The following is a 20,261-nucleotide window of genomic DNA, read 5'->3' on the forward strand; positions in this document are numbered from 1 at the left end:
CCTGCTGCCATGAACACCGACACGCACACCATCGTTTCCCGGCACACCACCAGCGAGGGCGTCGTGGTCTGGAGCCGCTGCGCCTGCGGACGGCTCCAGATGGCCCTGATCCCCTACGGCACCGGCGGCAAGGGACTCACCGCGGGCGGACATGGCCTCCAGTGCCCCCGCTGCGGCCGTTAGGGCCCTTCTTACGGATCTCCGTGGAGGAAGGACCCTAGCGCCGCTCGGCGGCGCGACGAACGGCCCGGCGCTCAGGACAGCGCGGCCCGCGCGTCGCCGAACTCGCCCATCGCCCCGGCCACGATGGCCTCCAGACGGGCGTGGTGGGCACCGCGCCAGTAGACCCGGTCACAGACCGTGCAGCGCGCGAAGACGTCGTACGTACGCCGGGTGCCGTGCCGCAGCTTCTCCCGGACCGTCTCCTTGTCGGCGTCCTCCAGCGGCCCGTTGCAGGCGGTGCAGCGGGTCCAGGGCGCCAGACCCGGGGTGAACCGGCCGAGGATGTCGCGCAGTTGCTCATCGGGTCGGTCGCTGTAGACATACGCCCCGGCCCACAGCTCACGGCGGCGCAGCAGCCCCCGGTCGCGGGAGAGCAGCACCCGGCGCTGGGCGGCGGAGCGCGCGGCCAGCTCGGGGTCACCGATGTCCTCGCTCTCGTACGCGGCGTCCACGCCCAGCAGCCGCAGCCGCCGCGCGAGGGTGCCCAGGTGCACATCGAGCAGGAAGCGCAGCGGCGCGCCCGGCACCCGCTGCGGGCGGACGACCGGTTGGACCTCCACGGTCTCCCCCGCGCCCGGCACATGCGAGACCGCGGCCTCCTCGCCGTTCACCAGCAGCCTGCCGACCTCGGTAAGCGGCACCCCGAGCGACTCGACCACATGGCCGAGGGTGGAGACGCCGTCGGTGACGACGGCCGTCCAGGCGCGGCGGCGCTCGGGAACGGCGAAGAATCGCAGCTCAGGGGCGAGGCTGACGTGGATCTCGGGTCCATTCACACCGCCAGCATGCCAGGCGCCCCCGGCCCGGGGCGACGGCGTTTCGGGGGTCGGGCCGACCGGGGCCACCAGAGCACCTGTGTGTCCGTGTGGCGCGCGGGCCGGGGCGTCACTCCGGCGGCTCGGCCGCCTTGGCCCGGTCGCGGCGCCGCTTGCGGCGCCATGCCACCGTCCGCAGATAGTCCTCGTGCAGCACCCGCCCGACGAGCGCACCGCCGAAGACCACGTAGCCGACGCCGACCAGCCAGGACTGGACGACCAGGACGGTGCCGACCGGGCCGTAGGAGACCGTGCTGGAGGCGATCAGCGGGGAGAACACCAGCTGGGAGAAGACCCGCAGCCCCAGCAGTCCGATGCTGGTGGCCAGCGCGCCGGGCAGCAGGGCGCCCCAGCTGATCCGCCCGCCGAGCAGCAGCCGCTGTGACCACCAGAAGAACAGCACCGTGCCCAGCACCGCCACCAGCACCCGGGAGAGGCCGGGCGCCAGATGGGCGGAGAGCAGCAGATAGCAGATCAGCACCACGAGCCACACCAGATGGCGCCAGACGGTGTGCCAGCGGCCGGCCGGCAGCTCCCACACCTTCTCGTAGCCGACTTGGAGCACCGTGCCGAAGCGCAGTCCGAAGATGGCCAGCGTGGCCAGACCGAAGGCGGTGGTGGACTCCAGCGCCTGCTTGGGCGGGGCGAACAGCCGCTGCACCTCGTCCCGTGAGGTCGTGGTGAGCCCGAGGCCCTCGGCCAGCCACTGGGCGAAGCCGAGCCGGTTCACCGGATCGGCCGCGGCGACCACGATCAGCAGGGGCACCAGGGTGAGAAAGCCCAGGGCGGCGAAGCCCATCGCGCGGTGCAGCAGCTCGAATTCGCTGCCCCGGCGCCATCCGCGTCCGATCGCGGACCGGTCGAACGCGTCCTCCAACCGCCGCCACCAGGACCAGGACCTGGGCCCTCGGGAGCCGGACGCGGACCGATTCTCGGACATACCCGCTCCCCTACTCGCGCCACCGGCTCGATCTGGGCAGTGCCGTCCAGGCTACTCGGGGCGGTGACGTTCCGCCGGGCGCTCCGCCAGGACTCCCACCGGAACACATGTGCGGTGCCCGGGCCGCCGTCGGTGCCCGCTCGGCGGGCCTCACGCCGTGGCCATGACCGGGGCCCCGCTGTCCGCGTCGATGACGCTGACCCGGACGGCGGGCTCGCGCACCGTGTCCAGGCTGGCCCCGGCGTCCACCGCGAAGAGCACCAGCACGGGCCTCGCGGCCGGGCCGCCCCCGTACACCCCGGCGAACTGCAGGATGCGCCAGCCGCCGTCGTCCCAGTGGTCCAGCAGCGCGGAGCGCACCACGCGGGAGACGCTCTGCCAGGCGCGCGAGCGCTCGAGCAGTTCGACGGTCGCGGCGACCGGGACCGCCGTCCGCGCTCCGGTCGCGGCGAGCGGATGCCCGGTGATCCGCAGCCGCAGCCGGCGCAGCGGCAGCCGCCAGCGGCGGTCGGGATCGGCGGAGAGGGCCGTCAGGGCCGCCGCCGCGGCCAGGGCCAGGCACAGCGCCGCGGCCGGACGGCGGGCCGCCGCGGTCCACCAGGGCTGCTGGGCCAGGGCCGCCGCGACCCCGCCCGCGAGGACCGCGGCGGCGCGGGCGAAGGCGCACCAGGTGAGCGGGGTGTCGTGGTGCGTCGTACAGCCGCAGGAGGAGCCGGGCGCGGCGGCGCGGGCGTAGCCGAGGTAGCCGAGGAAGCCCGCGCCGAGGAGGGCGGCCGCCGCTCCCGGGAGCGGGGTGCCGGGCGGTGCCAGCAGCGCGGCGGCGAGGAGGAGTTCGAGGGCGCCGAGGGCACGGAGGGCGAGCGCGGCCCGGCCGCCGTCGCGCAGCAGCCGCGCGAGCGCGGTACGCGGCGCCTGCCGGGCGGTGCCCCGGCCGAACAGCTTGCCCGCACCGGCCGGCCCGAGCACCCCGGCGAGCACCAGCGGTGCGAGGTCGCGGACCAGGGCGTTCACCGCCGCCTCCCCGCGCCGGGGGCGACCGCGACCCGGACCAGGTCCACGGAGCCGTCGGACGGCCGCCACGCGCCCAGCACCTGGGCGCTCTGCCCGATGGTGAGCCGGGACAGATCGGCGGTGGGCGAGGCGGTGCCGTACGCGGCGTTGGTGGTCTCCGCCATGAGGTTCCCGACGATCTCGTGCCGCCCGTGGGCGAGGTGCAGCCGGGTCTTCTCGATGCCGCGGATGGTGGCGTGGAGGTTCACGATGTTGACCCACACCGCGTCGGCGGCGAGAGTGCCGTCGGGCAGGGGAACGCCGCGGGCGTAGAGTCCGTCGCCGGTCTCGATATCGGCCGCGGTGGTGGCCCGCGCCTTCCAGACGCTGGTGGCGCCCGTGACCCGCACCCGGGAGTGGTCGCCGTAGGAGCCCACGACCGCCAGGACGTCGTCATTGATCGCCGTGATCCGCCCCTCGGCGAAGGCGCTCTCGGCGACCGCGGGGTCCAGGGGCCGGATGGGCGCGGCGAAGGCGGCGTCGGCGTCCACGGCGCCCAGGGCGGTCGCCCCGATGACGGTGGCGCCGTGGAGGGCGGCGGTGGTGAGGAAGCGACGGCGGTCGAGGGGGTCGCGGGTTCGGTACGCGCTCATGGCCGGGCCCGCCTCATTCGAAGATGGAGACCGGCAGGGTGCCGGAGCTCAGGCTGCCGATGGCGGAGAAGGCGGCGGGGGTGAGGTCGATGATCCGGTTGGTGCGGCAGACCCCGTCGCAGCAGGTGGACTCGGAGCAGAAGCCGCGGGTGCGCGGTCCGCAGTCGCTGACGGTGACACAGACGCTCGCGCCGGAGCAGTCATGGCGCACCTTCATGACCGAGCCGCAGCCGCGCCGGGGTATGTCCTCGCCGCACAGGTCCGGCCGGGTGATGTCCCAGCACTCCTTGGAGGCGTTGGGCCAGGCGGCCTGCAGGGCGCTGGACCGGCAGGTGCCGCACGCGCCGCCGCCCGCGGAGGCGCACGGGCCCCAGGCGCTGCCACAACAGAACCAGGTGGCCTCGCCGTTCCAGAGCTTGGTCGATCCGCACGCCATGGCACTGTCCTCCCGGCCTCGGTCCCGCCCTCGGAGCAGCACCATCATCTGTGGGGCCGGGCGCGGTCGCCACGGGAAGGCGTCCGGTCGGAGTCCTCACAACCGCTCGACCTCATCAGCGTGGCGCCTTGAGATCCCTCAGGTCATGACGGTCTTACGGTCGTTGTGTCGTTCGTTGTGTCTTTCGTTGTGTCCGGTCTCGACGTGTCTGTTCTTCTCGACGTGTCTGTTCTTCTCGCGGAGTGATGCCGTCCAGGACCATCGACAGATACTGGCGGGCGATCTCCTGGGGGCTGTGCCGGCCGCCCGGCCGGTACCAGGAGGCGGCGACCCACACCGTGTCGCGCAGGAAGCGGTACGCCAGCCGGATGTCGAGGTCGGCGCGGAAGACCCCCTCGGCCACTCCGCGCTCCAGCGCGCCCAGCCACGCCCGCTCGAATCTCCCCTGCGATTCGGCGAGATAGCGGAAGCGCGGTTGCGTGGACAGGTGCTTGGACTCCTTCTGGTAGATCGCGACGGCGGCGCGGTGCCGGTCGATCTCCCGGAAGGACTCGGTGACGAGTGCCTCGACGGTCTCCCGGGGGCCGAGTCCGGCGCCGAGCACCTCGTCGTACCCGGCCCAGAGCTCGCTCAGGAAGGTGGAGAGGATCTCGTCGACCATCGACTCCTTGGAGTCGAAGTGGTAGTAGAGGCTGCCCGCGAGCATCCCCGCCTCGTCCGCGATCCGGCGGACGGTGGTCGCGTTGTACCCCTGGGCGGCGAAGACCTCCGCCGCGGTCGAGAGCAGTTCGCGCCGTCGCTCGGGGGACGGGGTCACGGTCGTCTTCTTCTCGCTGTTCTTCGCACTGTTTCCGGTGGAAGCGCGGTTCCTGGTGGAATTCGGCACGTTCTCATTCTCGCCTCATGGGTCGGGGCCCGCGGGCGGCGCGCTCGCGTCGGGGGCCACCGGCGACGCCCGCGCGGAGGTCGCCGCGGCGAAGGTGGCCACCGGCGAGGCCGCGTACACGGCGGCGCGCACCGCCCTCCAACCGCATGGCGCGCTCGGCCGCACCGACGAGTACGACCTCTCGCTGTGGATCCGCGAGGCCCGCGCCCTCCGCTCCGCCCGGGGCTCCCCGTCGGCTTGCCGCGCCCGCGTCCTCGCGCCCTGACCGGTCTTGATCCATGCTGTATCGACCCATCAGTGAGCGAACAGCGAGGTATGCGCGGATGCACCGGCCCCGGCCCACCCTGGAGAGCGTGGCGCGGCGCGCGGGGGTCTCGCGCGCCACCGTCTCCCGTGTCGTCAACGGCTCGACCAAGGTCGGCGAGGACAGCCGTGAGGCGGTTCTGAGCGCCATCCAGGAGCTGGGCTACATCCCCAACCAGGCGGCCCGCAGCCTGGTCACCCAGCGCACCGACTCCTTCGCGCTGGTGCTCCCCGAGGAGCCGGGCCGGGTCTTCTCCGACGACCGGTTCTTCCCGGGCGTGGTGCGCGGGGTGAGCCAGGAGCTGGAGGCCGCGGACAAGCAGCTGGTGCTGATGATGGCCCGCTCCGCCGCCAGCCGTGACCGCATCGAGCGCTTCGCGCTGGCCCGCCATGTGGACGGGGTCATGGTCGCGTCGATGCACGGCGCCGATCCGCTGCCCGCCGCGCTGGCCCGGATGGGCATCCCGGTGGTCTGCAACGAGCGGGTGCCGGGCCCGGCGTCGCCGCCGTACGTGGGGGTGGACAACACGGCGGGCGCGGCGCTGGCCGTGGAGCACCTGATCCGCTCCGGGCGCACCCGTATCGCCACGGTCGCGGGCCCGCAGGACATGGTGGCCGGGATGGACCGGCTCTCGGGCTACCGGGCGGCGCTGGACGGGGCGCGGCTGGCGGCGCAGGTCGCGGTCGGGGACTTCACCCAGGAGTCGGGGGCGCTCGCGATGCGGGAGCTGCTCGACCGGGAGCCGCGGCTGGACGGGGTGTTCGTGGCCTCCGACCTGATGGCGATCGGGGTGCTGCGGGCGCTGCGCCGGGCCGGTCGGCGGGTGCCGGACGACGTGGCGGTGGTGGGCTTCGACGACATAGAGCCCGCGCGCTACACCGAACCCCCGCTGACCACCGTGCGCCAGCCGATAGGCGGCATCGGCCGCCGTCTGGCCCGCCAGCTGCTGCGCCTGACCGCCGGAGAGAGCATCGAACCGGCGCTGGTCCTCCCGACGGAGCTGGTGATCCGCGAATCGGCGTAGCCCGGGGACGCCCTCGTGGTCAGCCGCCCGCGTACCGCGGCAGCCACGCCCGGAAGTCGCGTTCGAAGGCGTCGTAGCGGCGGCGCAGCTCCGTGCCCGGCCAGTCCTCCGGCAGAAGCCGTGCGGGCAGGACGGGGTCGGCGAGGAGGTGGCGGAGGGCGGCGGCCGCGACGGTGAAGCGGTCCGCGGGTTCCTCCGCCTCGTCCAGCGCCGCGCCGAGCAGCCGGGCCTGGCGGGCCCAGCCGTCCAGGTCCCACAGGCGCGCGGCGAGCTCGGCCGGATCGTCCTCCGGCGCGCCGGTGAACCAGCCGCACTGCTCGGCGGCGACGTCCGGGCGCGGGTGGACGAGGTTGGCGGGGCGCATCCAGGTGCCCTCGCGCAGTTCGGCCAGGCGCAGGGTGGCCATGGCCTGGCGGAGGGCGACGCGCTCGGCCGCCTCGCGCCGGTCGGAGGTGACGATCGCGATCTCCCAGGCGCCGTCCCAGCGCCGGGTGCGGGGGGCACGGCTCTCGTCCTGCCGTGCCTGGCGGGCCAGCAGCCGGTCGGTGAGCCGGTAGGTGCCGCCGCTCTGCTCCAGGTCACCGGCCGCGACCATCCGGGTGAGCGCGACCCGGATGGTGCCCTCGGCGGTGCCGAAGAGCGCGCCGACGCGCACCAGGGCGCGGGCGGGCAGCTGGGGCGGGTGCAGGCCCAGCAGGGTGCTGAGCACGACCGAGCGCGCGGTCAGTGGCCGCAGGGTGAGCGTTCCGGTGTCGTCCATGGTTACGCGAAACCCTATCCATTACAGTTCTGCGTCGCGCATAATGGAAGTGTAAGACCCGGCCGGACCCGGGAGACCACCGCGAACGAGGAGATGTCTGCCATGAGCGCTACGCACGAGGTCCTCAACCAGGCCCCGCCGCTCATCGGCTTCAGCACCGCGGACGACCCCGCCCTGCTGGAGGCGCTGCGGCGGCACGGCGGCGGCTGGGGCGAACAGGAGGTGCGGGACCTGGGCGCGCGGGCCGGTTCCGCCGAGGTGCAGGACTGGGCGCGGATGGCCGAGGAGCACCCCCCGGTGCTGCACACCCACGACCGCTACGGCCACCGCGTCGACGAGGTCGAGTACCACCCCGCCTACCACCAGCTGATGGGCGTCGCCGTGGAGAGCGGCCAGCACGCGGCGGCGTGGAGCGAGACCCGTCCCGGCGCCCATCTGGTGCGGGCGGCCAAGTTCTACGCCTTCGCGCAGGCCGAGCCCGGCCATGGCTGCCCGATCTCCATGACGTACGCCGCGGTCCCGGCGCTGCGCGCCGAGCCGGAGCTCGCCGCCGTGTACGAGCCGCTGCTGGCCGCCCGCACCTATGACTTCGGGCTGCGCCCGCCGCTCGGCAAGCGGGGCCTGATCGCGGGCATGTCGATGACGGAGAAACAGGGCGGCTCGGACGTCCGCGCCAACACCACCAGGGCCGTACCGGACGGCGAGGGCCGCTACGTGCTCACCGGCCACAAGTGGTTCACCTCCGCGCCGATGAGCGATGTCTTCCTGACACTGGCCCGGACGGAGGAGGGGATCACCTGCTTCCTGGTGCCCCGGGTGCTGCCGGACGGCAGCCGCAATCCGCTGCGGCTGATGCGGCTCAAGAACAAGCTGGGCAACCGGTCCAACGCGTCGGCCGAGATCGAGTACGAGTCCGCCCTGGCCTGGCGGGTCGGCGAACCGGGCCGCGGGGTGCGGACCATCGTGGAGATGGTCAACGTCACCCGGCTGGACTGTGTCATCGGCTCGGCGGCGGGCATGCAGGCCGGGCTGCGGCAGGCGCTGCACCACGCCGAGCACCGCCGGGCGTTCGGCGCCGAGCTGGTGGACCAGCCGCTGATGCGCAATGTGCTCGCCGATCTGGCGGTCGAGTCGGAGGCGGCCACCACCCTCGCGATGCGGCTCGCGTCCGCCCTGGACCGCGCCGAGGACGGGGACGAGAGCGAGGCGGCGCTGCGCAGGCTGGGGCTCGCGGTGAGCAAGTACTGGGTGTGCAAGCGCGGCGCCACCCACGCCGCCGAGGCCCTTGAGTGCCTGGGCGGCAACGGCTATGTGGAGGAGTCCGGGATGCCGCGCCTGTATCGCGAGGCGCCCCTGCTGTCGATCTGGGAGGGCTCGGGGAACGTCGCGGCGCTCGACGTGCTGCGCGCGCTGGGCCGGGAGAACGGCGCCCTGGAGACGTTCCTCGCCGAGGTCGACACCGCGGCCGGGGCGGACGCCCGGCTGGACGCGGCCGTGGACCGGCTGCGCGGGCTGCTGTCGCAGCTCACCGACCCCGAGCGGGCGCAGCTGCTGGCGCGTCGGCTGGCCGAGCAGATGACGCTGGTGCTCCAGGGCAGCCTGCTGGTGCGGTACAGCCATCCGGCGGTCGCCGACGCGTTCTGCGCCTCGCGGCTCGACGGGGACTGGGGGCACGCCTTCGGCACCCTGCCGCCCGGCACCGACACCGGCCCGATCCTGGAGCGGGCCCGCCCGAAGGACGCACGGTGACGCCCACGGACGGCGCGGCCGGCGCGGCCGGCGCGGGGGCGGCGGAGGACGCCGCCCGTGACGCGGAGGACGCCGCCGGTGCGCGCCTTACGGTTCGCACGGAGCGGGAGGGCCCGGTCACCACGGTCGTGCTCTCCCGCCCCGAGGTGCGCAACGCCGTCGACGGCGCGACCGCCACGGCGCTGGCCGACGCCTTCCGCGCCTTCGACGCCGATCCCGGGGCGCGGGTCGCGGTGTTGTGGGGCGAGGGCGGCACCTTCTGCTCCGGGGCCGATCTGAAGGCGGTCGGCACACCGCGCGGCAATCGGGTGGCCGAGGACGGCGACGGCCCGATGGGGCCCACCCGGCTGCGGCTGTCCAAGCCGGTGATCGCGGCGGTCAGCGGCCACGCGGTGGCGGGCGGGCTGGAGTTGGCGCTCTGGTGCGATCTGCGCGTCGCCGAGGAGGACGCGGTCTTCGGGGTGTTCTGCCGCCGCTGGGGCGTCCCGCTGATCGACGGCGGAACGGTAAGGCTGCCACGGCTGATCGGCGCGAGCCGGGCGATGGACCTGGTGCTGACGGGACGGCCGGTGCCTGCCGACGAGGCGTACGCCATCGGGCTCGCCAACCGCGTCGTACCGCCGGGGCGGGCGCGCGCCGAGGCGGAGCGGCTGGCGGCCGAGATCGCCCACTTTCCGCAGACGTGTCTGCGCTCGGACCGGGCCTCGCTGCTGGAGCAGGAGGGGCTGCCGGAGGACGAGGCCATGGCGCGGGAGCTGCGCCACGGTCAGGCGGCGCTGGCCGAGGGGCTGGACGGCGCGGCGCGGTTCGCCGCGGGCGCGGGACGGCATGGGAGCTTCAGCGGGCCGTGACCGGCGCGCTCGGCCGACTGGGGGCGGGTCCCGGGACGCGCCCTGGGGGCGGGCCGCCCTCGGTCGGCCGAGCGCGCATGAGGGGAATCTCCTCGGCTAAACGTCGATGCGCCAATGTCAGCATTACCCATTCCCCTATTCGGGGTAATTCCTGTGGTCACACGGCTGGCGGGCGCCCGTTCGGCGGAATATCTCCTCGTGAAGCGATGGCAGCGCGTATGGCGTGCGGGGGTCCTGGCCACTGCCCTTGTCCTCACCTCGGCGGGAGCGACAGCCCTGGCCGACGAGGACGGTGACGGTCCGGCGACCGCGCCCGCCTCCCCTCGGCCGACGGCCGATACCCGGTCCTGGCCCGGGGGCCCGGACGACGGACCGCTCGCCTCGGTGCGGATCCGGATCGGTCCCGGCCTGTGTGTGTGCATCGCCGCCTCGGCGGGCCCGGTCGGCCTCGTCGCCCGATACGGCTGGTGCCCCAAACCACCCAAGCCACCTAAACCACCCAAACCGACGCCGACCCCTACGCCCACGCCGACACCGACTCCTACGCCCACACCTACGCCGACACCCACGCCCACCCCCACCCCGACGCCGTCCTCGACACCCACCCCCAGCCCGTCCGCCACACCGAGCCATACGCCCACGCCCACGCCGACCCCCACTCCTCCCCCCACCCCGACGCCGCGGGCCCCCTCCCCCACGCCCGCTCCGCGGCTCCCCGCGCCGGGCCCCACACGCGCGCCCGCGCTGCCGCCGCCGCCCTCGCCCTCGCCCTCGCCCTCGCGCACCCAGCCTCCGGCATCACCCCCCGCGCCGGCTCCCGCACCGACCAGGACCCGTGCCGTCGAGATGCACGCGTATGAGAAACCCGTGCACAAGAAGCCCGACAACGGGACCTCCTTGGTCACCTTCACCCTGCTGCTCACCGCGCCCGCGGTCCTCGCGGCCGCCGCTCTCCGTCCGCGTTCGCGCTCCGGCGCGCGCGGCGGGCGGCGCGGCTGATGGCCCACCGCCGAACCGCTTGGGAGGTTCATCCATGCCCGAATGGCTGATTATGACCCTGGTGATGGCCGGGACCTGCGCGGTCGTGGTGACCGGGGCAGTCCTCAACTCCCGCAGACTCGGGGAGGAGGACGATCCGGACGAGACCCCCGATGTCCTCGACTACATGATCATGATGATCGGCGTGGTCTACGCGATCGTGCTGGGCCTGGCGATCGCCGGTGTCTGGGAGGCGCGCTCCGCCGCGCAGGACGGGGTCCGTACGGAGGCGCAGGCGCTGCACGAGGTGGCCGAGCGGGCGAGCGTCTACCCCGGCCCGGTGCGCGACCGCATCCGCGGCGACGTGGACGCGTATGTGGACCATGTGGTGCACACCGAGTGGAAGGTGATGATCGACAAGGACGAGCTCACCGACCGCGGCACCGAACTGCTGACCACCCTGCGCCGCGATGTCACCCTCGCCGCCCCGCACAACGATCTCCAGTCGCAGGCGTACCAGCCGATGGTGGATCAGGTGGCCGCCGTGGACGACGCGCGTGGCGCCCGGCAGCAGAGCGCGGGGTCCACGATGCCCCCGCTGGTCTGGTTCGGCCTGATGCTCGGCGCGGCGCTGGTGATCGGGCTGGTCTTCACCCTGCAGATCCGCCGCTCGCCCCGGGAGCTGATGCTCGCGGTGATGTTCACCGCGCTCATCGTCTTCCTGCTCTTCCTGGTGTGGGACTTCGACGAGCCCTTCGGGCGGTCGGTCGGCGACTCGACCACGGCCTTCACCGATCTGTTCCCCAGCGCACGGGGAGGGTCTTGAGCCCGTTCTGGAAGTTGGAGGTGAGCCGCACCGGCTCACCTGCCCGGCGCAGCCCCGGCAGCCGGTCCAGGGCGGCGCGCAGCATGGCCCGCATCTGGACCCGGGCCAGATGCGCCCCCAGGCAGACATGCGGTCCGAAGCCGAAGCTCAGATGGTCGTTGGGGGTGCGGGTGATGTCGAACCGGTCGGGGTCGGTGAAGACCGTCTCGTCGCGGTTGGCCGAGGCGTGGAAGACGACGACCTTCTCACCGCGCCGGATGAGCTGTCCGCCCAGTTCCACATCGCGGGTGGCGGTGCGCCGGAAGTCGATGACGGGCGGCCAGTAGCGCAGCATCTCCTCCACCGCGGAGCCGGTCAGCTCGGGCCGGTCGAGCAGCAGCCGCAGGCTCTCGGGGTGGTCGAGCAGGGTGAGCAGCCCGCCGGGGATGCCGTTGCGCAGCGTCTCGTTGCCCGCCACGGCGAAGAGGAAGAACATGTTCTCGAACTCGTCCCGGCTCAGCCCGCCCTCCCGCATCCGCGCCATCACACTGCCCGGCCGGGGCCGCTCGGCGAGTGCGTGGGCGTAGGCGAACATATCGGCCAGGGCCTCGCGGGAGCGCGGGTTCATCGGCCGGCCGTCGGGGCGGCGCGGCGCCGAGGACGGCCGGTGGGCGAGGGCGGCGCGCCCGATGGGGCTCAGCCCCTCGCGGGCCGCGGTGGACAACCCGGCGTAGTCGGCGTCCTGGTAGCCGATGACCCGGCCGGCCCAGTCGAACAGCAGCCGCCGGTCGCCCTCGGGGACGCCCATCACCTGGGCGAGGGTCCAGACCGGCAGATCGGCGGCGAGCTCCACGAAGTCGGCCTCGCCGCGCCCGGCCACGGAGTCCACGAGCGCCGCCGCGCGCTCCTCGATGACCGCCTCCAGCTCCCGTACGGCGCGCGGGGTGAAGGCCGCCGCGACGATGCGGCGGCTGCGGGAGTGGTCGGGCGGGTCCTGGTTGAGCATCATCGCCCGTACGAACTCCAGGTCGGCGGGCGTGTCGGGGTCGCGGATCTGGGTGGCCCCGAGGTGGGAGGAGAAGACCTCGGGGGTGCGCAGGACGTGTTTGACGTCGGCGTGCCGGAACACCGCCCAGAAGCCGGGGCCGGCCGGCCAGGCCCCGACCGCGGGCTCGTCGATCCGGCAGACGGGGCGGGTGGCCCGCAATTCGCCGAACAGGGCGTACGGGACACCGGCGGTGTAGGTCTCGGGGAGGAACGCCGCGACAGGGTTCACAGCCGAGACCGTACGGCGCCGCCCTCCGGGCCCGTCAAGACACCCTGCCCGTCAGGACGCCCCGCCCGTCACGCGGCCCTGAGCCACCGGACCCCCCGAGCCCACCGGACATCGCGCGGCCCCTAAGCCACCGGCACCGGGAGGATCCGGCGCAGCGGGTCCTCGGGCAGCCGGCCGTGGGCCTTCCACTCGCGGGGGTAGCCGACCGAGACCTCCTGGAACTTCACCCCGTCCTCCACCGTCGTCCGGGGGATGTGCAGATGGCCGTAGACGACCGTCTCGGCCCGGAACCGCACATGCCAGTCGGCGGTCAGCTCGGTGCCGCACCACAGCGCGAAGTCGGGGTAGCGCAGTACCCGGGTGGGCAGCCGGGTCATCGGCCAGTGGTTGATGAGCACGGTCCGCAGCTCCGGGTCGACGGCCGCCAGCCGCGCCTCGGTCTCGGCGACCCGGGCCCGGCACCACGCGTCGCGGGTGGGGTACGGGTCGGGGTGCAGGAAGTGCTCGTCGGTGCAGACCACCCCCGCCTCATGGGCGTGGGCCAGCGCGGCCTCCTTGGTGGCCAGGCCGTCGAGGCGGAAGGTGTAGTCGTAGAGCAGGAACAGCGGGGCGATGACCAGCGGCCCGCCGATGCCCTCCCAGAGCGGGTAGGGGTCCTCGGGCGTGACGATGCCCTTCGCCCGGCACATCTCCACCAGCGCCTCGTAGCGCGCCACCCCCCGGACTTCCAATGGGTCCTTGGGATGGGTCCACAGCTCGTGGTTCCCGGGTGACCAGATGACTTTGGCGAAGCGCTCGCTCAGCAGGCCGAGGACCTCCTCGATCTCGGAGAAGACCTCGCCGACGTCCCCCGCGACGATCAGCCAGTCGTCGTCGGAGCCTGGCCGCAGCCGCTCGACGATCGCCCGGTTCTCCGGATAGGCCACATGAAGGTCGCTGATGGCGAGGAGTTCGCCCCCGTGGGTGCCGCTCATTGTCTCTCCTGTCGTACGGTGGCGCTCATGACGCGGTCGCGGTGCGCGGGCACCGCGGGACGGGCCGGGTGATCACCGGACCGTCCCTGGCGCTAGCCTCGCAGATGTGGTGGACAAACTCCCTCCGTCTTTTGAACGGGGAACCGACGGACCGAAGGTCATCGTGGCCGGACTGGACGGGTCCGAATCCTCCTGGCGTGCCACGGCCTACGCCGCCGGGCTGGCCAGACGCCAGAAGGCGCTGCTGGTCGTGGTCTACATCCAGCCGGTGCTGGCCGCGGGGGCGGCACTCGGTGCCTCGGTGGCCGACACCACGGGTGAGGTGGCCGAGGAGCTGATGCGGGAGATGCGGGAGGCCACCGAGCGGCTGCGCGGGGTCTTCGAGGTGCGCTGGGAGTTCCACACCTTCCGGGGCGATCCGTACAACGGCCTGGCCCAGGCGGCCGATGAGCTGAAGGCCGACGCGGTGGTGGTGGGCGCGTCCGAGCAGGCCGGGCACCGCTTCGTCGGTTCGGTGGCCGTACGGCTGGTCAAGGCCGGGCGCTGGCCGGTCACCGTGGTGCCGTAGGGGCCGCCCGTCCGGCTCGCGGAGCCCGGCGCGGTGAGGCACCGTGGGAGAAGCGAACGGACCACCCCACGGACCGGGGAGACTGCGATGGCCCACACCTACCGGGTGACCGAGATCGTCGGCTCGTCCGGCGAGAGCGTCGACGACGCGATCCGCTCCGCCATCGGCCGTGCCTCGAAGACGCTCCGAAATCTTGATTGGTTCGAGGTCGGCCAGGTGCGCGGGCATATCGAGAACGGCCGGATCGCGCACTACCAGGTGGGGCTGAAGGTCGGATTCCGGCTCGAGGACCCCGACGCCGGCTCCGGGGACCGGGCCGGCTGACCCGGGCTCAGCCACGGGGCACGACGGTGGACAGCACCGACGGCAGCGGATACCAGTCGGCGGTCGCGAAGCTGGCGTGCCGCGCGGCGAGTTCGGACACCCGGTCCCGCGCCTGGGTCTCGGTGGGGTTGGTGCCGTCGATCGGGGGTGCCACGTTGTGCGCGTCCGTCATGATCAGCAGATAGTGGCGGTCGTCGTACCAGGCGGTGTCGATACCGCTGGTGACATACGTGGACGCGTCCCCGTCGAACAGCACGAACCACGGCCGGAGGGCGGCGTCGGTGTAGCGGGTGCGCGGGTCGCCGGAGGCGGCGCCGTGGACGGCGGGGAAGGCCGCGGCCTGACCGAGCTTCCCGGCGGCGGACAGGTCCCGCAGATGGGTGGCGTACTCGCGGTCGGTCCACAGCGTGTCGAGGGGGTTGTTCTCCTCGACCGTGCCCGGTATCAGCTCGACGATGAACTTGCCCGCGAGCGCCGAGCGGGACGGCCAGCCGCCCGCCTGAACCGCCTCGTCGAGGGTGGCATGGCCGCCCACCACATCAGCCGGGCGCAGCACCGCGTCGCCCAGGGTGGCGCCGAGGAGGGCGTCGAGGTCGGCCGGGCCGCGGCCCTTCTTGCCGTTGAAGCCGTCCTTCATCTCCACCTTGACGAGGATGGGGCGGTGCCCCGGATGGGCCTGGTGCCAGGCCCGCATGTCGGCGAGGCAGCCGGCCAGGCTCTGGTCGCGGGGCTTGGTGCGCAGCTCGCCCGGGGCCGCGGCGTTCTCGCAGTTGTTGTCGTTGCCGAGCGGGTTGGAGTGTGAGACCCGCCAGCCGGGGCCGAAGGCGTTGGTCCACACATCGAGTTCCAGGAGCGAGGCTCCGGAGTCCAGCGCGTCGGCGAAGTAGGGGTACTTGGCCTTCTCGTAGGCGTTGTGCACCCCCACCGAGGTGGTGGCGGAGTACGACGGATCGTCCGCGGTGGCGGGCCGGGCCCCGGCCGGTGCCGTCAGACACAGTGCGGCGGCCGCCGCGGCGACCGCCACCGTTCCCGTGCGCCGGGCATGACCGCGCGCCGGAGTCCCCACCCTGCCCATGTGTCCCCACCCTCGTCGATGTCGCGACCAACTGGGCAGAAGCGTACGGGAGTCACGTCATGGGTTACGAGCGGTCATGGGTCACAGCGGTACGGGCCCGGCGGCGTGCTGCCGCTGAGCCCGTCTCATGTGCCGCGTCTCACACGGCTGGGGTCGTTCAGGGGGCGGCACCCCACCCGTCAGGGTGCCACCCCGGCAGGGCCTCCCCCGTCGGGGCCTCACCCGTCAGGGTCTCACCCGTCAGGGCCGCTCCCCCGCGCCGGTCGTCGCGGCCTCGCGCACTCGTCCGCCGGGCGGGCCGGGGGCCAGTGGCGCGGTCTGGTCCATCCCGGTGCCGCGCCGCAGCCCGGTGAGGAACTCCTGGAGCGTCTCGACGGCGGTGTGCCGGGGCCGCCAGCCCAGTTCCTCCTGGGCGCGGGTGGTGTCCATCAGCGGGAGCCGCAGGGCGGCGTCGAACAGCTGGGGCGAGGGCGGCAGCACATGCAGATGCCAGGCCGTGGCCATGGCCGAGCGGGCGGCGAAGCGCGGGATCCGCACCGTCCGCGCGTCCAGCAGACCGGCCAGCGTCTTTCCGTCCACCGGCGGTTCGGCCGCGAGGTTGAAGGCGCCGCGCACCTGACGGCCGAGCGCCAGCCGGTACGCCTCGGCGGCGTCGTCGGTGTGCAGGACCTGGAGCCGCAGTCCGGGCAGGTCGAAGACGGCGGGCAGGAAGGTGGCGCGGACCAGCCGCCGGGGCAGGAACGGGCCCATGAACAGTCGGCGCTGCTCGGCCGCCGCCTCCTCCTTGAACAGGAAGCCGGGCCGCATCCGCACCACCCGGACCTGCGGATGCTCCCGTTCGAAGGCATCCAGCATCCGCTCCACATACGCCTTCTCACGGCAGTACGCGGCCTCCGGCCAGCCGTCGGTGGGCCAGGACTCGTCCACCGGGCGGCCGTCCTCGGGGCCGGGCGAGTAGGCGCCCACCGAGGAGGCGTACAGCAGCACCGGCACCTCGGCCCGTGCCACCGCCTCGAAGACCCGCCTGCTGCCGAGGACATTGGTGTCCCAGGTGACGGCGGGCCGGTGGCTGGGCTGGATCAGCCAGGCGAGGTGGATGACCGCGTCGGCGCCCTCGAAGTGCCGTACGAGGCCGGCCTCCTCACCCGCGTCCCGCCCGATGTCCGCGCGTACCCAGGTGGTCTTCGGCGGCGACCAACTGGGCACCCTGCGGGCGACGCCCACGATCGACTCGATGTCCGGGGCCTCGCCGAGCGCGCGGACGACGCTCGTACCGGCGTTGCCGGTGGCCCCGACCACCACCACGCGCATTCCGTGCTTGACACCCATGTTTCCGCTCCTTTCGGCAGCGTCCTGGTTTCAGCCCTTGCCGATCAGCTGCCGCGCGGCCGTGACGATCGCGTCCGCGTCGATTCCCGCGTCGCTCAGCTGCTCGTCGGGGGTCGAGGAGGCCGGCATCATGCGCACCGCGAGCCGGATCATCCGGGGTACCGGACGGCCGTCGCCGAACGCCTCGAGCACCGCGTCGCCCAGTCCGCCCTCGGGGTGGTGGTCCTCCACGGTGACCAGCCGCCCCGTCACCTCGGCGGCGGTACGCAGCGTCTCGACGTCCACCGGCTTCAGCGAGTACAGGTCGATGACGCGGGCCGCGATCCCCTCCTGGGCGAGCCGGTCGGCGGCCTCGACGGCCTCGTGCAGGGTGACTCCGGCGCCGACCAGGGTGACCCGGTCGTCGTCACCGGCGCGCACCACCTTGGAGCCGCCGATGGGGAAGCTCTCGGTGGGCGGGTAGATGACCGGCGTTCCGCCGCGGGTGGTGCGCAGATAGCGGATGCCTGACCCCTCCGCCATGGCCGCGGTCAGCTGGGCGGTCTGGTTGGCGTCGCACGGGTAGAGCACCGTGCTGCCGTGCACCGCCCGCATGGCGGCCAGGTCCTCCAGGCCCATCTGCGAGGGTCCGTCCTCACCGATGGCCACCCCGGCGTGGGAGCCGATGAGGTTGAGGTCGGCGTCGCTGATGGAGGCCATCCTGATGAAGTCGTAGGCCCGGGAGAAGAAGGCCGCGAAGGTGGAGACGTACGGGTTCCAGCCGCGGGCCTGCATGCCGACGGCGGCGGCCACCAGCTGCTGCTCCGCGATGAAGAACTCGAAGTACCGCTCGGGGTGCTCCTTGTGGAAGTACTCCAGGCGGGTGGAGTCGCCCACCTCGCCGTCGAGCGCCACCACATCGCCGCGGGCGGTGCCGACGGCGGCCACCGCCTCGCCGAACGCGTCACGGCTGGGCACCGAGTCGCCGGGGTTGTAGCGCGGCAGCGCCAGCGGGCACTCGGACGCGGGCCGGGTGGGGGTCACCGAGGGCGGGCCGAGCACCGGTACGGCCATGTTGCGTACGCCGCCGAGCTCGGCGATGGCCTCGTCCGCGTTCTTCAGCGGCTTGCCGTGCATGCCCTCGCGGTTCTCCACCGAGGCCACGCCACGGCCCTTCATGGTGCGGGCGATGATGGCGGTGGGGCGGCCGACGGTGGACAGCGCCTCGGCGTAGGCGCGGTCGATGGCCTCGATGTCATGGCCGTCGATCTCGACGGTGTGCCAGTCGAAGGCGCGGATGCGCCGGGCGTAGGCGTCCAGGTCCCATTCGTGGCGGGTTGGCCCGCGCTGGCCGAGCCGGTTCACATCGATGATGGCGGTGAGGTTGTCCAGCCGCTCGTAGCCCGCGTGCTCGAACGCCTCCCACATCGACCCCTCGGCCATCTCGCTGTCGCCGCACAGCACCCAGACGCGGTAGGGCACATGGTCCAGCCGCTTGCCGCTCATCGCGGCGCCCACGCCGTACGGGAGGCCCTGTCCGAGCGATCCGGTGGCCACGTCCACCCACGGCAGCCGGGGGGTGGGGTGGCCCTCCAGCCTGCTGCCGCGCTTGCGGAAGGTGATGAACTCCTCGTCGCGGAGGGCCCCGGCCGCCTTGTACACCGAGTAGAGGAGCGGGGAGGCATGGCCCTTGGAGAAGATCAGGTGGTCATTGCCCGGGTGGTCGGGCTGCTCGAAGTCATAGCGCAGATGGTTTCCCATCAGGACGGCCATCAGGTCCGCCGCCGACATCGACGACGTGGGATGGCCGGACCCGGCGGCCGCGGCGGCACGCACCGAGTCCACACGGAGCTGCTGCCCGAGCTCGCTGAGCTGTTCGTGTCGCATTGTTCTCCTTCCAGGTTTCACCGGCGGTCAGCCGCCGCCCGCCCGTGCCCGCGCCGTCTGCGCGACCTCGGGCGACTCGGTGTCCAGCGGCACCGCCCAGGGCGGGACCATCCCGAGCTGTACCCCCTGGCGTGGCAGCACCGCGTCGAGCAGCCAGTCGGCGGCGACCCGGACCCGGTTCCCCGGCATCGCCATCAGGTGGTAGCCGCGGGTGACCGCGTTGGCGATCGGCCCGGACAACGGGATGTGCAGCGGGTTCGCGGCGGCCTGCACCCCGCCGAGGTCGACCGTGAACCCGAGGTCGTGGTGTTTGTAGGGCTTGGCGGTGCCGTGCCCGAGGGATGCCAGGACGTTGTGGCCCGCGACCTTCCCCTGTCGCAGGGCGTGCTGCGCGGTCATCGGGGTGAACTGGCCCGGCCGGGTCAGATCGGGCACCGCGGCGGCGTCCCCGCAGGCCAGCACGTCGGGATAGCCGGGCACGGCCAGATACTGGTCGACCCTCAGCCGGCCGCGTTCGGTCGCCAGCCCGAACTGCTCCACCAGCGGGTCGGGGCGCACCCCGACACACCAGATCAGCGACCTGGTGTCGATGAACTCGCCGTTGTCCAGCAGCACGGCCTCCGAGGTGGCCTCCTTGACCGTGGTGCCGGTGCGGACCTCGACCCCCCGTTTGCGCAGCACCCGGTCGGCCGTGCGGGACAGCTTCCTGTCCAGCTCCGGGAGGACCCGGGGGGCGATGTCGAGCAGCATCCAGCGGGGCCGTGGCGCGTCGCGCAGCGAGGTGTTCTTCCGCGCGAGCGAGTCGGTGAAGAGCACCCCGTGGGCGGCCACCTCGGTACCGGTGTAGCCCGCGCCGACCACCACGAAGGTGCGGCGGGCCGCCCGCTCCCGGGGGTCGGCGGCGGTGCCGGACATCTCCATCTGCCGGGTGACGTGGTCGCGCAGGTAGAGCGCCTCGGGCATACCGCGGAAGCCGTGGGCGTGCTCGGCCACACCGGGGATCGGCAGCAGTTTGCTGACGCTGCCCACGGAGAGCACGAGCCGGTCGTAGTCCATCTCGCCGGACCGTCCGTCCGGGTCCCGCCAGGAGATCCTGCGGGCGTCCAGGTCGACGCCGTGGACCTCGCCCAGCACCAGCCGGACATGCGGCAGGGTGCCGGTGAGGGAGACCGAGACCCGCCGGGGTTCCAGGACCCCGGCCGCCACTTCGGGCAGCAGGGGCAGATACAGGAAGTAGTCGTTGGGATTGATCAGGACGATGTCCGCCGCGCCGCGCAGGGTGCGGGAGAGCGTACGGGCGGCCTGATAACCGGCGAATCCGGCACCGACGATCACTATGCGTACTGGGCTCACACGAATCTCCCGGGCATACGGGGCCAGGGAGCTCCAAGTGCCCGTGAGAGTCCGGACCAAACGTGGGGCCCGGTCGGCCCCGC

20 protein-coding genes and 2 pseudogenes are annotated in these 20,261 nt (G+C 73.3%); 9 read left to right on the top strand and 13 right to left on the bottom strand.

The features are described from left to right. Positions 1-9: 9 nt before the first annotated feature. Complete coding sequence (locus tag JK364_RS05465; protein ID WP_201847998.1) at positions 10-183, top strand: hypothetical protein; 174 nt, start codon at positions 10-12, stop codon at positions 181-183. Positions 184-254: 71 nt separating this feature from the next. On the opposite strand, the gene JK364_RS05470 is transcribed toward JK364_RS05465, so the two are convergent. The 6 genes and pseudogenes from JK364_RS05470 to JK364_RS05495 form a co-directional block, all read right to left on the bottom strand. Then, the gene (locus JK364_RS05470; protein ID WP_201848000.1) at positions 255-998 is read right to left on the bottom strand and encodes a Mut7-C RNAse domain-containing protein; all 744 of its coding nucleotides are present in this window, start codon (positions 996-998) and stop codon (positions 255-257) included. A gap of 109 nt (positions 999-1,107) precedes the next feature. Beyond that, a complete protein-coding gene (locus JK364_RS05475; RefSeq protein WP_201848002.1) occupies positions 1,108-1,977 on the bottom strand; it encodes a YhjD/YihY/BrkB family envelope integrity protein in 870 nt (289 codons plus the stop codon). Between the two features lie 150 nt (positions 1,978-2,127). Continuing rightward, entirely contained in the window at positions 2,128-2,988 is an 861-nt protein-coding gene (locus JK364_RS05480; RefSeq protein ID WP_201848004.1) for a MauE/DoxX family redox-associated membrane protein, read from the bottom strand. Then, positions 2,985-3,620, bottom strand: a complete 636-nt coding sequence (locus tag JK364_RS05485) for a cell wall protein (RefSeq protein ID WP_201848006.1) — start codon at positions 3,618-3,620, stop codon at positions 2,985-2,987. Before JK364_RS05485 ends, JK364_RS05480 begins: the two co-directional genes overlap by 4 nt. 13 nt (positions 3,621-3,633) lie before the next feature. After that, the gene (locus tag JK364_RS05490) at positions 3,634-4,056 is read right to left on the bottom strand and encodes a septal ring lytic transglycosylase RlpA family protein (RefSeq protein WP_201848008.1); all 423 of its coding nucleotides are present in this window, start codon (positions 4,054-4,056) and stop codon (positions 3,634-3,636) included. Positions 4,057-4,291: 235 nt separating this feature from the next. After that, positions 4,292-4,873 (bottom strand): annotated as a pseudogene (locus JK364_RS05495) (TetR/AcrR family transcriptional regulator); the annotation flags it as partial. Between the two features lie 109 nt (positions 4,874-4,982). Between JK364_RS05495 and JK364_RS05500 the strand changes: the two are divergent. Then, positions 4,983-5,207: pseudogene (locus tag JK364_RS05500) on the top strand (acyl-CoA dehydrogenase family protein); the annotation flags it as partial. A gap of 58 nt (positions 5,208-5,265) precedes the next feature. Beyond that, entirely contained in the window at positions 5,266-6,270 is a 1,005-nt protein-coding gene (locus JK364_RS05505) for a LacI family DNA-binding transcriptional regulator (RefSeq protein ID WP_201848010.1), read from the top strand. Between the two features lie 19 nt (positions 6,271-6,289). Here JK364_RS05505 and JK364_RS05510 read toward each other — a convergent pair whose 3' ends face one another. Next, positions 6,290-7,030, bottom strand: coding sequence for a PaaX family transcriptional regulator C-terminal domain-containing protein (locus JK364_RS05510; protein ID WP_201848012.1), 741 nt, complete (start codon positions 7,028-7,030; stop codon positions 6,290-6,292). 102 nt (positions 7,031-7,132) lie between these two features. Between JK364_RS05510 and JK364_RS05515 the strand changes: the two genes are divergently transcribed. The 4 genes from JK364_RS05515 to JK364_RS05525 all read left to right on the top strand — a co-directional run bounded on the left by JK364_RS05515 (position 7,133) and on the right by JK364_RS05525 (position 11,434). Next, positions 7,133-8,779 (top strand): acyl-CoA dehydrogenase family protein, encoded by a 1,647-nt coding sequence (locus JK364_RS05515; protein WP_201848014.1) that lies wholly within the window; start codon positions 7,133-7,135, stop codon positions 8,777-8,779. Beyond that, complete coding sequence (locus tag JK364_RS05520) at positions 8,776-9,630, top strand: crotonase/enoyl-CoA hydratase family protein (protein WP_201848016.1); 855 nt, start codon at positions 8,776-8,778, stop codon at positions 9,628-9,630. Before JK364_RS05515 ends, JK364_RS05520 begins: the two co-directional genes overlap by 4 nt. A gap of 867 nt (positions 9,631-10,497) precedes the next feature. After that, on the top strand, positions 10,498-10,629 hold the full coding sequence (locus JK364_RS56875) for a hypothetical protein (RefSeq protein ID WP_269146170.1): 132 nt from the start codon (positions 10,498-10,500) through the stop codon (positions 10,627-10,629). A gap of 34 nt (positions 10,630-10,663) precedes the next feature. Further along, positions 10,664-11,434: a bestrophin-like domain gene (locus JK364_RS05525; protein WP_201848018.1), complete on the top strand. Its 771-nt coding sequence runs from the start codon at positions 10,664-10,666 to the stop codon at positions 11,432-11,434. On the opposite strand, the gene JK364_RS05530 is transcribed toward JK364_RS05525, so the two are convergent. Together JK364_RS05530 and JK364_RS05535 are read right to left on the bottom strand one after the other, a co-directional pair. After that, the gene (locus tag JK364_RS05530; RefSeq protein ID WP_201848020.1) at positions 11,397-12,689 is read right to left on the bottom strand and encodes a cytochrome P450; all 1,293 of its coding nucleotides are present in this window, start codon (positions 12,687-12,689) and stop codon (positions 11,397-11,399) included. The two genes, JK364_RS05525 and JK364_RS05530, sit on opposite strands and share 38 nt — an antisense overlap. 122 nt (positions 12,690-12,811) lie before the next feature. Next, positions 12,812-13,663, bottom strand: coding sequence for a metallophosphoesterase family protein (locus JK364_RS05535; RefSeq protein ID WP_020866300.1), 852 nt, complete (start codon positions 13,661-13,663; stop codon positions 12,812-12,814). 106 nt (positions 13,664-13,769) lie between these two features. Here JK364_RS05535 and JK364_RS05540 point away from each other — a divergent pair, with 106 nt between their 5' ends. Next, entirely contained in the window at positions 13,770-14,231 is a 462-nt protein-coding gene (locus tag JK364_RS05540; protein ID WP_121825759.1) for a universal stress protein, read from the top strand. Positions 14,232-14,318: 87 nt separating this feature from the next. Continuing rightward, on the top strand, positions 14,319-14,555 hold the full coding sequence (locus tag JK364_RS05545) for a dodecin (RefSeq protein WP_086886616.1): 237 nt from the start codon (positions 14,319-14,321) through the stop codon (positions 14,553-14,555). A gap of 7 nt (positions 14,556-14,562) precedes the next feature. Here the strand turns inward: JK364_RS05545 and JK364_RS05550 are convergent, their stop codons facing one another. The 4 genes from JK364_RS05550 to JK364_RS05565 all read right to left on the bottom strand — a co-directional run bounded on the left by JK364_RS05550 (position 14,563) and on the right by JK364_RS05565 (position 20,178). Continuing rightward, positions 14,563-15,630 carry a phosphatidylinositol-specific phospholipase C domain-containing protein gene (locus JK364_RS05550; RefSeq protein WP_201848022.1) on the bottom strand — a complete coding sequence of 356 codons (1,068 nt, stop codon included), beginning with the start codon at positions 15,628-15,630 and terminating at the stop codon, positions 14,563-14,565. Positions 15,631-15,870: 240 nt separating this feature from the next. Continuing rightward, positions 15,871-16,959 (bottom strand): NAD-dependent epimerase/dehydratase family protein, encoded by a 1,089-nt coding sequence (locus JK364_RS05555; RefSeq protein WP_201848024.1) that lies wholly within the window; start codon positions 16,957-16,959, stop codon positions 15,871-15,873. A gap of 30 nt (positions 16,960-16,989) precedes the next feature. After that, positions 16,990-18,825 (bottom strand): transketolase, encoded by a 1,836-nt coding sequence (locus JK364_RS05560; protein ID WP_201848026.1) that lies wholly within the window; start codon positions 18,823-18,825, stop codon positions 16,990-16,992. Between the two features lie 27 nt (positions 18,826-18,852). After that, positions 18,853-20,178, bottom strand: coding sequence for an NAD(P)/FAD-dependent oxidoreductase (locus tag JK364_RS05565; RefSeq protein WP_201848028.1), 1,326 nt, complete (start codon positions 20,176-20,178; stop codon positions 18,853-18,855). Positions 20,179-20,261 lie beyond the last annotated feature (83 nt).

The sequence above is a fragment of the Streptomyces endocoffeicus genome (genome assembly GCF_016741935.1).
Lineage (GTDB): Bacteria > Actinomycetota > Actinomycetes > Streptomycetales > Streptomycetaceae > Streptomyces > Streptomyces endocoffeicus.